The organism is Actinomadura physcomitrii, assembly GCF_008923205.2.
Taxonomy (GTDB): Bacteria; Actinomycetota; Actinomycetes; order Streptosporangiales; family Streptosporangiaceae; genus Spirillospora; species Spirillospora physcomitrii.
In genome coordinates, this window is the sequence record NZ_WBMS02000016.1 from 4,221 (window position 1) to 16,098 (window position 11,878).

Sequence of the window (11,878 nt, forward strand, 5' to 3'; positions counted from 1 at the left end):
CGGGTCGCCGGGGGGGGGCCGCGGGGGGGGGGGGGGGGGGGGTGGGTGGGGGGGGGGGGGGGGGGGGGGGCGCGCCCGGGGGGCGGGGCAGGCGGAGCCTGCCCCTATCACCTGCCCAGGGGCCGCAGAGGCTCCAAAGTCAAGGGTCAATGCCACTTAGTTTAGGCTGCGAGGGAAATCTGTCCACATATCCACAGGCGGGCTTGTGGATGAGTTCGTCGTTATGGATTCCGATGGACGCGCGACAGTTGCGGATCTATGGTGCAGCCCATGGGTGAGGGTGCCGCTAGTGGGCCGGGTTCTTCTGCTGCGTTGGTGGAGCAGATCGGTATCGGGGTGTTGACGCGTCTGGTTTCGCGGGAACTGGTGGATGAGACGGTCGCTGCAGCGGGGCGCCGTGAACAGCGTGTGCGGCTGCTGCCCGCCAGGGTGGTCGTCTACTTCGTCATGGCGATGGCGTTGTTTCCCGGGGACGCCTATGAAGAGGTGATACGCAAACTCGTCCACGGCCTGCGGGGTCTGCGGATCTGGCGGAACGAGTGGACGGTGCCGACCTCGGGCGCGGTGACCCAGGCGCGCCGGCGGCTGGGCGCCCAGGTGATGCGGGATCTGTTTGTTCGGGTCGCGGTTCCGTGCGCCCGGCGCTCGACGCCGGGGGCGTGGCTGGGCCGGTGGCGGCTGATGGCCATCGACGGCTTCGAGGTCGAGATGCCCGACAGCCCGTCCAACGCCGAACGCTACGGATACTCCGGCAAGAAGAACAACGACAAAGGCGTCTTTCCCAAGATGCTGGTGACCGCGCTGGCCGAATGCGGAACCCACGCCGTCGTCGCCGCCGAACTCGGGGCCTGGCGCGACACCGAGAGGGCTCTGGCGACGCGGGTGCTGTCCTCGGGTGTGGTGGCCGCCGACATGCTGGTGATCGGTGACCGGGGCATGTACAGCAACCGGCATCTGCACCTGATCCAAGACGCCGGCGCCCAGGCGCTGTTGCGGGCGCCGGTCAACGTGCTGCTTCCGGTACTGCGCTGGTTCGATGACGGGTCGTACCTGTCGTATTCCACCGACCCGAACGTCCGCACTCCGGCGGCGTCGCGGCGGTTGGCCGCCGGGACCATGAAGGTGACCGAGCTGCCCGGGGTGTACATCCGGGTCATCGAATACGAGATACCGAACCGCGGCGACGATGAACTGTTCACTTTGGTCACCACGATCTGTGATCCCTTGGACGCGCCGGCCGTCGAACTCGCCGCGGCCTATCACCAGCGGTGGGAGATCGAAACGGCCATCGGTGAGTTGAAAACGCATCAAAAGGGCGCCGGTGTCCTGCTGCGGTCGAAGTCCCCGGAGATGGTGGAGCAGGAACTATGGGGCATGCTGCTGACCCACTACGCGATCCGGGAGTTGATGGCCGAGGCCGCCGATCAAGCCGACCTCGACCCGGACCGATTGTCGTTCATCCGCTCACTGCGCATCGTCCGCCGCCACGTAGGAGGGTCGGCGGATTTTTCCCCCTGACCACCTCGACCAGGCGGTCGCCGACTCCATCACCGAAATCCTCGAACGACCCAACCCGCCGCGCCGCTTGAGAAGCTACCCGCGCGTCATCAAACGACAGCGATACACCTCCTATCGCATCAAACGCAACACAGACTCCCTCACCCGCCATACCGAAGAACCCGCCATCCAGATCATCTACCCAGCAGCCTAACTAAGTGGCATTGAGTCAAGGGTGGACGAAGTCCATCGCGAAGCGACGCCGAAGGCGCCCTTGACTTTGGAGGGGCGGCCCCGTACGCAAGCGCCACCCCACCACACGAACACCCCTCTTGCCAATCAAGCAACACCCTCTTGAAGGGCACCCTGACACTTGTGAGTGGCTAGGAAATTCGTATGAGTCCTCAGCGGACTGCCCTTTGCAACAGGGCTGCGCCGCTCCATGCGGCAGTCGAGCCGAGCTACTTATGCATGCCTCCATGTACACCCGTTATTACAGGAAAGACCGGTCGAGCGACGCCCGGTCGAGCGACGCCCGGAGCGGTCATGGCCGCCATGTGGTGGGGCGGCGTGCTGCTGCGTGCACTTCGGCGACTTGTTCGGGGCTCAGGACCTTTCCGCAGTGGCGCAGCCAGCGGCGGAACGCCCGTACGTCCCGGAGGACGGCGACGTCGCGCGGGCCGCCGTTGCGGACGGTGAAGCCCTTCGCGCCGACGAAGACGACGGCCGCCTGCACGGGAACATGGCGTCCGCAGGCGTCGGCGAGGAGTCTGCGGGCGCGCTGGGCCTCGTGCCGGGAGTTGCGCAGGTAGTCGACCTTCGTGCCGCCGACCATCAGGCCGTTGTCGGCCACCCAGACCTTGCCGCGCGTGCTCTTGGTGTTGACGGTGACGACGCCGAACGGGCCGATCAGGACATGGTCGATGTCGGCGCCGCGGCGTCCGACGGGGACGGCGTGCAGGACGTGCCAGCCGTGCTTGCGCGCCCATTTGTCGAGCTTGCCGCCGATGACGCGTTCGGCCTTCGCGCCCACCGCGAAGTCGCGGGCCTGGGTGCGGGCGCCGAAGAAGGCGGCGAGCCGGGTGCGCCAGTCGCGGAGTTCGTCGGCGCGGGCCTGTGCGGCGGCGCCGGGGCGGTTGAGGGCGAGGTCGATGTCCCGTTCGGCTGCGGCCGGCGCGAGTTCACCGTCTGCCGTCGAGGGCCGTCCTGCGTCTGTCGCCGGCGGGTGGCCGTTGCGCGCGGGCGGCCGGCGTCGGACGGGCGTGGCCGGTGGTCGCGGGGCGGCCTCGGCGGCAGTGCGGTCGTTCGGGGTGGTCGGCCGGTCGCTGCGGGGAGGGCGGGCGGCCGGTCGTGTGCGGGGCTCGGGTTCGCCTAGGGTGCGGCATTCGGCGCGGACGGTGTCCCAGAACGGGACCGCCAGGTCGGGGACGGTGAGCTCGTGGCGGCCCGTCCGGACGTCGTACCAGCCGATCCCGTCGTCGCCGCGCGAGACATAGATGCGCAAGTGGCCGTAGCGGCGCCAGACCTTCGCTTCTAGACCGTCCACAACCGACCCTTACGCGATCGTTGACCGACCCTGGCACCTTATGTCACGGCGGTGTCGCGGTGAAGGGGCGTTGTGTCAGCGGCGGGCGGTGATGCGGGTGGGGAGGGAGGCGAAGCCGCGGTCGTTGGAGGAGTGGACGCGCTCCGCGCCCGTCTCGTCGATCTCGTAGTCGGCGACGACGGCGGTGACCTCCTCCAGCGCGATGCGCGCCTCGAGGCGGCCGAGGTTCGCGCCGAGGCAGTGGTGGCGGCCGTTGCCGAAGGCGAGGGACGCGCCGGTGTCGCGGTCGAGGTCGAAGCGGTTCGGGTCCGGGAAGACGGACGGGTCGCGGTTCGCGGCGCCGGTCAGGAGGAGCACCTTCGACTCGGCGGGGATGGTGACGCCGTGCAGGGTGATGTCCTCGGTGGCGGTGCGGGCGAGGACCTGGGACGTCGGCTCCCAGCGGAGCGTCTCCTCGATCCAGTCGTCGATGCGGCCGCCGAGGGCGCGGGCCCGCTCGGCGGGGTGCAGCCAGGCGGCGTGCCAGGCGTTGCCGAGGGTCAGCATCGTGGTCTCGATGCCGGCGCCGACGAGCAGGATCAGCACGCCGACGATCTCCTCGGGGGTGAGGCGGTCGTCGCCGTCGGCGGCGTCCAGCAGCCCGGACAGCAGGTCGCCGCGGCGCTCCTTGGACCGCTCGATCGTCAGGTCGGTGTAGTAGCCGACGAGGGCGCCGATGGCCTGCAGCGCCTCGGGCGGCAGGTCGTCGCCCTCCTCGCCGCGGTACATGATCGCCATGCCGAGGTCGCGGACCAGGCCGCGGTCGGCCTCCGGGACGCCGACGAGCTCGGAGATGACGTCGGTGGGGAAGCGGCCGGCGAAGTCGGCCATCAGGTCGAAGGTGTCGCCGTCGAGGTGCGGCCGGACGCAGTCGCGGGCGATCTCGCGGATGCGGGGCTCCAGTTCCTGGACGCGGCGCTGGGTGAAGGCGCGCGACACCAGGCCGCGCATGCGGGTGTGCTTGGGCGGGTCCATGGCGACGAACGAAAAGAACTTCTCCGCTTCGGGGCCCCAGAAGGCGGGTTCTATGCGCAGGCCGTTGCGGCTGGAGAAACGCGCGGAGTCGCGGAGCGCGGACAGAACGTCGGCGTGCCGGGACAGCGCCCAGAAGTCGTCCGTTTCATTGCGGTAGACCGGTGACTTTTCGCGCAGTTCCGCGTACACCGGGTAGGGGTTCTCCTGAATCGCGAAGTCGAACGGGCTGTAGAAGGGGTCCACCGTGTGCCTTCCCGGGTAGCCGATGCGCTGGACCGATCCTGCCACGCATAATGGTGTCCTGCCATTTCACTTCCGTCGCGGTTTCGCGGCGGGCGACGAAGCGAGGGCGCCGTGGACGCTGAGCGGGTTCCGCCGGGGATCGACCCGACGAAGGCGCATCCTTCCCGCCGGTACAACTACTGGCTGGGCGGCAAGGACAATTTCGCGGTCGACCGGGAATCGGCGGAGATGGTGGCGTCGGCGTTTCCCACGGTAGGCCTCGCGGCCCGGGAGAACCGCGCGTTCATGCGCCGGGTGGTCGGATACCTGGCGGGCGAGGCGGGGATCGGGCAGTTCCTCGACATCGGCACCGGGCTGCCGTCGGCCGGGAACGTGCACGAGATCGCGCAGGGCATCGACCCGTCGGCGCGGATCGTCTATGTCGACAACGACCCGATCGTGCTGGTGCACGCCCGCGCGCTGCTGACGAGCGAGCCCCGGGGGCGGACCGCCTACATCGAGGCGGACCTGCGCGATCCGGAGAAGATCCTCGCCGACGCGGACCTGCGGCGGACGCTTGACCTGTCCCGGCCGGTGGCGCTGATGCTGGTCGCGACGATGCACTTCGTCACCGACGACCACGACCCGTACGGGATCGTCCGGACGCTGCTCGGCGCGCTGCCGTCCGGCAGCCATCTGGTGATGACGCATGCGACCGGCGACTACCTGACGCCGGAGGAGTACGCGGTGAGCGTGGAGGCGAACGAGCGGAGCGGGGTGCCGTTCCGGCTGCGCGGCCGTGAGGAGTTCGCGCGGTTCTTCGACGGGCTGGAGGTGCTGCCGCCGGGTGTCGGGTCGGTGGTGGAGTGGCGTCCGGAGGAGCCGGCGGAGGACCGTCCAGCGGTCGAGGACGTGTCGATGCTGTGCGCGGTCGCCCGCGTCCCCTGATCAGGCCTCGAGGACGGACCGGATCGTGTACCGCGCGTTGGCGGAGATGATCGGGTTCGTGGAGCGGTAGTACGGCAGCTGGATGACGGCCATGGACAGGGCTCGGCCGCGTCCGCGCAGCCAGGTCGCGGCGTCGGCGTCGAGCGCGTCGCGGAACGCGGACCGGGCGCCGGGCGGCAGGAGGTTCCAGGCGGGGATCAGGTCGCAGGCGGGGTCGCCGATGCCGCAGGTGGCGAAGTCGAGGACGCCGGTGAGGCGGCCGGCGGCGTCGACCAGCAGGTTGCTCGGCATGAGGTCGGCGTGCAGCCGGCATGGCGGGCCGATCCAGGCGGGGGCGCGGAGCGACTCGTCCCAGGACGCCAGGATCGCGTCGGCGTCGAAGGGCTCGTCGGTGCGGCGCAGTTCGTCGACCGCCGCCCGTGTGGCCGCGTCGAGGGTGGCCAGTGGGCCGCCGCGGTAGGCGGGCGGGCCGCCGGGCGCGCCGGTCTTGCGGAGGGCCAGGACGAAGCCGGCGAGGTCGCGGGCGAGGCCGGCGCCGGCCTCGCCTTCGGTCGGCGGCGACCCGTCGAGCCACCGGTGCACGGCCCACGGCCACGGGAAGCCTTCGGCGGGCTCGCCCGTCCCGGCGACGGACGGGATCGCGACGGGCAGGCCCGGTGCGAGTTCCGGCAGCCACCGCGTCTCGTGCTCCAGCGCGCGCACTCCGCCCGCCGTCAGCGGCAGCCGGACGGACAGCGCGGAGCCGAGCCGGTAGACGGCGTTGACGGTCCCGCCGGACGCGACCCGTTCGACGGGCAGCCCCGCCCATTGCGGGAACTGCCCGCGCACGAGCCGGCGGACGAGGTCCGCGTCCGTGTCGGCCTCGCCGGCGTGCATCTTCGGCATCTCGCCAAGCAGACCCGATGCCCGACTGGAAGGTCAATCGGATTACGTCAGGGGCAGGACGCGGCGGGCCTCGGCGTGGGCGTGGTCGTGGATCTCCAGGGCGGCGGCGAGCGCGCCGTCCAGCTCTTCGAGGGTGCGTTCGACGAGGTCGAGGGCGTCGCGGGCGCGCTGCAGGCCGGACGACTTGACGAGGGAGCCGCGGGCGAGGCCGTCGAGCAGGGCGCGGTCGGCGTCGCGGTAGCGGGTGAGCGCGGGCATGAGCCGTTCGGCGTCGGCCTGGAGGCCGGTGAAGCCGTCGGCGAGGGCGGCGAGCTCGGCGGTGCGGGACTCGACGGCGGCGCGCTCGTCGGCGAGCCGGCGCCGCGCCGCGGCGAGTTCCTCGACCGCGCCGGCCGCGCTCTCGACGGCCTCCCTGACCTGCTCGTTCAGCCGGTCGAGTTGCGCGGTGGTGAGGCGGAGCAGCGCGGTGGCGGACGCGTCGAGGCCGTCCTCGGCGTCGCGGGCGGCGTTCAGCTCCGGCATGCGGGCCTCGAACGCGTCGCGCTGGGCGCGCAGCGCGTCGAGGTCGGTGCGCAGGGCGTCGAGGCGGCGGAGTTCGGCGAGCTCGGCGCGGACGGCGGCGTGCTCGGCGGCGGTCTCCTTCATCGCGTCCAGCGCGGGGCGCAGCCCGTCGAGGCGGCGGCGGTCGGCGGCGAGGTCGGCGCGCATCCGGTTGAGCTCGGCGGTGGTCTCCTCGAAGTGCGCGACGAGGTCGCGCCCGAGGTCGCCGCCGCGGGCGAGGGCGGGCAGCGTCTCCAGCAGCGCCGGCAGGTCGTGCAGCGCCTCGTCCAGCCCGGACACGAACCGGAACGCGGCGAGGTCGTCGCCCGGCGGGACGGCGCGGGCCTCGGCGAGCGCGGCGGCGAGCGCGGCCTGCAGGGCGGCGAAGGCGCCGGCGGGCGCGTCGGTCATCGGGCGGGCCTCTCCAGGGGGACGGGCACCGGGTCGGCGTCCGGCGCGACGGGGAACAGGGCGACGACGGGGCCGCGGGTCGCGGCGCGCAGCCCGAGCCGGTACGCGCCGGGCGGCAGCCCGGCGGCGCGGCAGGGCGCGGGCCGGCCGTCGACCTCGACCGGCAGCGTGCCGGCGTCGTCGAGCAGCAGCGACGGGGCGCCGAGCGGCGGCTCGCGGCGGTGGCACAGCAGCAGGTCGCGGCCGGTGAGGGCGGCGAACCGGCCGGGCCGCCCGGGGACGTCGATCTCGGCCTCGACGGGCAGCCCGTGGCGGATCCGGTGAATCGGCAGCCGGACGTCGGGCAGCGGCGCCTCCCGGAACACCTCGCCGGCGAACAGGGCGGCGCCCTCGACGGCGGCGTGCGGGCCGAGCGGCGCGGCGTCCGGCAGCACCTCGGCGACCAGCGGGAACGCGGCGAATCCGCCGGTCAGCACCGTTCGCGCGGACGCGCCGGACCAGCGGCCGGCGAGGGCGGCGAGCCGCGCGCCGAACGGCTCGAACGCCTCCAGCAGCACGCCCGCGGTGATCTCCAGGTCGCCGGCGCGGACCGCGAGCGCGTTGCGGAACAGCGCCTTCTCCCGGGCGGTCGCGAGGACGGTGGCGAGCCGCTCGGCGTTCTGCGCGGCGGAGGCCGCGAACTCCCGGCCGTGCCCGGGCGCGACGGCCTCGGCGAACGCGTCGCCGCCCGCGCCCGCGTCGAAGACGGCGTCGACGAGCCGGACCGACTCGCCGGACACCTCGCACAGCCCGAACCCGGTGCCGGACGCGCCCGCGTCGCAGACCAGGTAGCGGCCGGGGCCGGTCCGGGAGGCGGCGTGCGCGGCGACGGCGGCGAACCGGCCGATGAGCGTCGCGGGCCCGACCGGCAGGACGGTCGCATGCAGCAGTTCCTGCCGGGCGAGCCCCGGGCCGTGGTCGCGCCAGTGGTCGGGCACCACACAGGTGACGGGGCGGTCCGTCCCGGCGGCGCGGGTGAGGACCGCGGCGATCGCGCCGGGCGGCGGCGTCGCGAGGACGGTGAGGCCCGCGGCGGTCCGGATCCGGGTGGTGGCCGTCCCGATGTCGACGGCCATCACGACCGGCCGCCGCCCCGTCCCCACCGGGCGGGCTTGGACGCCTTGGCCAGGGACTGCGCCCGGTCCGCGGCGCGCTTCAGCCCGTCGCGGGTCTCCTCGGAGATCAGCAGCTCGCCGTTCTGGTCGGCGGCGGTGATCTCGAGGACCCGGTGCCAGAAGTCGATCTCGACGAGCGCGACCGCCGCGGCCTGGGTGCGCAGCCCCGATCCGACGCCCGGGTACCGGGCGATCGCCCGGGCCAGGTCGAGGGCGCGGTTCGCGGCCTCGGGGTCTTCCAGCTCGGCGAGCGCGAACCGGACCTCGCCGATCAGCTCCACGACGGTGCCGGCGGTGATGTTCGGCAGCCCGTTCAGCAGCGTGTCGGCGATCTGCGCGGCCGGCACGCCCCGGGTCATCTCCTGCGCGCACAGGGTCGCGATGTGCCCGGCGCTCGCGTTCTGCGGAAGGTTCGTCAGCACGGTCATGAAGGGGTCCTTCGCCAGTTCGGGGAAGAGCTGCTCGGCCTCGTGCCGGCAGACCTGGTATTCCGCGACGGTGCCGAGCGCCGGGACGTTCGCGCGGGCGGCGAGCATCGCCTTGGCGACGGGCCGCGCCTCCTCGTGCGGCCCGTTGATCAGTTCGCGGGCGAGCAGCAGGACGGGCCCGGCGCCGCCGCCCGCGGCCCAGCCGCCCGCCCGCAGCCAGGAGGTCAGCGTCTCGCGCCGCCGGTCCGCGCGGCCCTGCGGCATGGGCCGCGTCCACACCGACCGGAACCCGTCGTAGTAGGCGTGGTGGTCGGCGGTGGCGGTGCCGGTGACGTGGTGCGGGGGAGCGGCGAGCCACAGCAGCAGCCCGTCGAGCATGCCGAGGGACGCCGGGTCGGGCGCGGAGGCCCGCGCCAGCCGCCCCTTCAGCACCAGCGCGTCGCCCGCCGGGATCCGGTCCAGTGAGGTCAGCCAGTCCGCCAGCCCGTCGAGGACGAGGTGGAGCCGGCGCGCCTCGGCGGCGAGGGCGAGGACGTCGCCGACGCAGGCGGGGTCGTGCCCGGCGAGCGCGGCGAGCTGGTCGCCGCCGACCGGCGTCAGCGGCGAGAACATCAGGTTGCGGAACAGGCCGAGCAGCGACACCGGCAGGTGGTGGGTGAGGCACTCGTACCAGGCCTGGAGCGGCGCCGGCTCGCCGCCGCGCCCGACCGCGGTCATCAGCGCGCACACCACCCGCGGGGACCGGGCCAGCTCGCCGAGCGTCAGCGGCCACCGCGGGCCGGTCGGGACGACCGCCGCGGGGCCGATCGCCTCCAGGACGACGCGCGCGGCGGCCTCCGCGCCGACCTCGTCCACGTCGCGTTTCGGCGCGGTCACCACGGCGGCGAGCAGATCGTCGGCGCGGCCGAGGTCGTGGGCGAGCTGGAAGTACGGCAGCGCGTGCGCCGCGCGCGCGCCGGACGGAACGTCCTCGCCGTGCCAGACCAGCCCGCGGACCGCCCCGCACAGCTCCCGGAACGGCGTCACGGTCGTGCCCGCGATCTCCGTCCAGCGCTCGCGCAGCAGCGGCACGTCCTCGGGGGCCTGCTCCCGGATCAGCGCGTACAGCAGCTTCCGGGCGCCGGCGTCGCCGAGTTCGCGGTGCCGCCCGGCGGCGAGCAGGTCCCGGACGTCGGCGGGGTCGTACGTCCCGCGCTCCACTGCCTGCAGCACGGTGGAGGGCCAGTCCAGGCCGGCGAGGACGCGCACGACCGCGCCGGGCTCGGCGTCGGCGAGCGGCGCGGTGGCCTGCGTGAGGTGCGCGACGACCTCGGCGGTCGTCCGCCCCCGCTCCCCGAACAGGTCGGCGAGCGTCTCCGCGTACGCGCGGCCCGGGGTGTCGCGCTCCGGCAGCCGCGGCGCCCGCCAGTCCAGCTCGGCGGTCCGCTCGCGGGCCTGCCGCGCGAACGCCAGCGACACGTTCCGGTTGCCGCTCTGGTCCCACGTCGCCGCGCTGAACCGGGTCCGCCACCCGTACGGCAGCAGCGCGGCGACGGCGTCGAGGAACGCCAGCCGTTCCTGCACGGGGAGGTCCGGCGCGCCGGTCACGGTGACGGGCCCGTCGAGCAGCAGCGACGCCGCCGCGCCGACCCGCTGCACCCCGAACCGCTCGAGCGCCTCCGCGGTGGCCGCCGGGTCCAGCGCCGGGACCCGCAGGTCGAGGCCGTCGGACGGGAACGGCGGCGTCAGCGCGGACAGCGCCTCGTACAGGCCCGCGTACGACACCGGCACCGCGCGCAGCGCCTCGTACGGCACGCACAGGTAGCGGGTCTCGGCGATGGGACGGCCCGCGCCGTCGGTCTCGCCCGTCCAGTCCTCCAGCGCGACGCCGATGCGGGTGCCGTCGTCGCCGCCGCGCACCTCGCTGATCGTGATCCACGGCAGCGCGGCGGGCCCGGACCGGCCCGGCGACGGGGTGCCGAGCGCGAAGTGCCGCAGGATGTGCGCGTAGTCGGCGGAGCTGAAGTCGGGACCGCCGCAGCCGGTGACGCGGTACTCGTCGTAGCTGCCCGGCGGCTTGCCGCGGATCGCCCACCCGGCCCGCAGCGCCGCCGCCCCTCGCACGGGCGCCTGTTCCATCACGCTCCCACGTTCCCGGCCAGCCACATGACCGGCTCCAGCACGTTGATCGGCGCGACGTCGCCGCGGATCCGGAACCGGTCCTCGCCGGCGAGGCCGTCGCCGCCGTCGGACTGCTCGGCGATGTTCAGGTAGTCCTCCGGCTGGAAGCGGTTCTCGACCGGGTCGCGGTAGAAGCCGATCGCGGACGTCACGAAGTAGCGGGTGCGGGCCTCGCCGAAGTGCGAGCGGATGCCGCGCAGCAGCGAGTTGACCGGGTCGTGCGCGTGCGTCCCCCGGTACAGGTCCTCGAAGAACTCCAGCGCGCGCGTCTCGTCGACCCGCGGCATCCCGAAGATGCTCGCGGGCGGCGTCACGTACCCGAGCCGCACGGCCCGCTCGTACACCTCCGGATGGTCGAACTTGGTGATGCACACGGCGAGGTGATGGGGGAGCTTGTGGTCGACGCCGCTGGTCCCGGCCAGCTCGGAGATCTGCAGGACGGTCCGCTGGAAGAACGCGTACGCGTCGTTCATCTCCCGCTCGCGGGTCGGGTCGAACAGGAACAGCAGCCCGTCGCAGCCCGCGAGGTGCCGGACGAGCCGCTCCTCGGCGTCGCCTCCGCCGCCGTCGCCGGACTCGCCGTCGCCGGCGGAGCTGCTGAACCGCAGCCCGGACGACGGCTCGCGCGCGGCCCGGTCCTCCGGGCGGCTGCTGAACATGCCGCCGGGGGCGTCCATCATGTCCAGCGTCACCGTGTACGGGACGGGCCGGCGCCGCTTGAAGCGGAGCCTGCCGGTCTCCGGGCGGACCTTCTTGATCTGGGTGCCGTGCAGCTGCCAGGCGAGGTTGGGCGGCAGCTCCCGGGTCGCCGGGACGAACCGGCGCTCGATCTTCAGCTGGCGGGTGGTGTCGGCGAGGAACTCGGTGGACGCGCGGTTGCAGCCGACGAGCCGGACGTCGTGCCCGCCCTCCTCGGCGGCGATCCGCAGCGCCGCGAGGAACGTGGTCTTCCCGCAGGTCGGCGCGCCCCACAGCCCGATGCGGCGGGGCTGCGGCGGCGGGGGCTGCGGCGGCCCGGCGGCGGGCTCGCCGGTCCGGGCCTCCTCGGTCGGGGACGGTTCGGTCATGCCGGG

At 73.6% G+C, this 11,878-nt stretch carries 9 protein-coding genes; 2 read left to right on the forward strand and 7 right to left on the reverse strand.

The window, feature by feature from the left end; all coding sequences use genetic code 11:
- Positions 1 to 270: 270 nt before the first annotated feature.
- On the forward strand, positions 271 to 1,518 hold the full coding sequence (locus tag F8568_RS20895) for an IS4 family transposase (RefSeq protein WP_151595337.1): 1,248 nt from the start codon (positions 271 to 273) through the stop codon (positions 1,516 to 1,518).
- 523 nt (positions 1,519 to 2,041) lie between these two features.
- Here the strand turns inward: F8568_RS20895 and F8568_RS20900 are convergent.
- Both F8568_RS20900 and F8568_RS20905 read right to left on the reverse strand, forming a co-directional pair.
- The gene (locus tag F8568_RS20900) at positions 2,042 to 3,043 is read right to left on the reverse strand and encodes a nuclease-related domain-containing protein (protein ID WP_151595339.1); all 1,002 of its coding nucleotides are present in this window, start codon (positions 3,041 to 3,043) and stop codon (positions 2,042 to 2,044) included.
- Between the two features lie 75 nt (positions 3,044 to 3,118).
- Positions 3,119 to 4,345, reverse strand: coding sequence for a cytochrome P450 (locus F8568_RS20905; protein WP_328600973.1), 1,227 nt, complete (start codon positions 4,343 to 4,345; stop codon positions 3,119 to 3,121).
- Positions 4,346 to 4,411: 66 nt separating this feature from the next.
- Between F8568_RS20905 and F8568_RS20910 the strand changes: the two genes are divergently transcribed.
- Entirely contained in the window at positions 4,412 to 5,227 is an 816-nt protein-coding gene (locus F8568_RS20910; protein WP_151595341.1) for an SAM-dependent methyltransferase, read from the forward strand.
- Here F8568_RS20910 and F8568_RS20915 read toward each other — a convergent pair whose 3' ends face one another.
- From F8568_RS20915 to F8568_RS20935, 5 genes are read right to left on the reverse strand one after another with little or no spacing between them, the layout of a single operon-like run.
- Positions 5,228 to 6,112, reverse strand: a complete 885-nt coding sequence (locus F8568_RS20915) for an aminoglycoside phosphotransferase family protein (protein ID WP_151595342.1) — start codon at positions 6,110 to 6,112, stop codon at positions 5,228 to 5,230.
- A 42-nt stretch (positions 6,113 to 6,154) separates the two neighbouring features.
- Positions 6,155 to 7,063, reverse strand: a complete 909-nt coding sequence (locus tag F8568_RS20920) for a coiled-coil domain-containing protein (protein ID WP_151595344.1) — start codon at positions 7,061 to 7,063, stop codon at positions 6,155 to 6,157.
- A complete protein-coding gene (locus F8568_RS20925) occupies positions 7,060 to 8,205 on the reverse strand; it encodes a hypothetical protein (RefSeq protein WP_151595346.1) in 1,146 nt (381 codons plus the stop codon). Before F8568_RS20925 ends, F8568_RS20920 begins: the two co-directional genes overlap by 4 nt.
- Positions 8,178 to 10,763, reverse strand: coding sequence for a hypothetical protein (locus tag F8568_RS20930; RefSeq protein ID WP_151595348.1), 2,586 nt, complete (start codon positions 10,761 to 10,763; stop codon positions 8,178 to 8,180). Before F8568_RS20930 ends, F8568_RS20925 begins: the two co-directional genes overlap by 28 nt.
- Entirely contained in the window at positions 10,763 to 11,872 is a 1,110-nt protein-coding gene (locus F8568_RS20935; protein ID WP_151595350.1) for a DnaA/Hda family protein, read from the reverse strand. The genes F8568_RS20930 and F8568_RS20935 overlap by 1 nt, the downstream gene beginning before the upstream one ends.
- Between the last annotated feature and the right edge of the window lie 6 nt (positions 11,873 to 11,878).

Coding starts and splice junctions, on each gene's coding strand:
- F8568_RS20895 (WP_151595337.1), top strand. CDS start 271: ATGGGTGAGGGTGCCGCTAGTGGGCCGGGTTCTTCTGCTGCGTTGGTG.
- F8568_RS20915 (WP_151595342.1), bottom strand. CDS start 6,112: ATGCCGAAGATGCACGCCGGCGAGGCCGACACGGACGCGGACCTCGTC.
- F8568_RS20920 (WP_151595344.1), bottom strand. CDS start 7,063: ATGACCGACGCGCCCGCCGGCGCCTTCGCCGCCCTGCAGGCCGCGCTC.
- F8568_RS20930 (WP_151595348.1), bottom strand. CDS start 10,763: ATGGAACAGGCGCCCGTGCGAGGGGCGGCGGCGCTGCGGGCCGGGTGG.
- F8568_RS20935 (WP_151595350.1), bottom strand. CDS start 11,872: ATGACCGAACCGTCCCCGACCGAGGAGGCCCGGACCGGCGAGCCCGCC.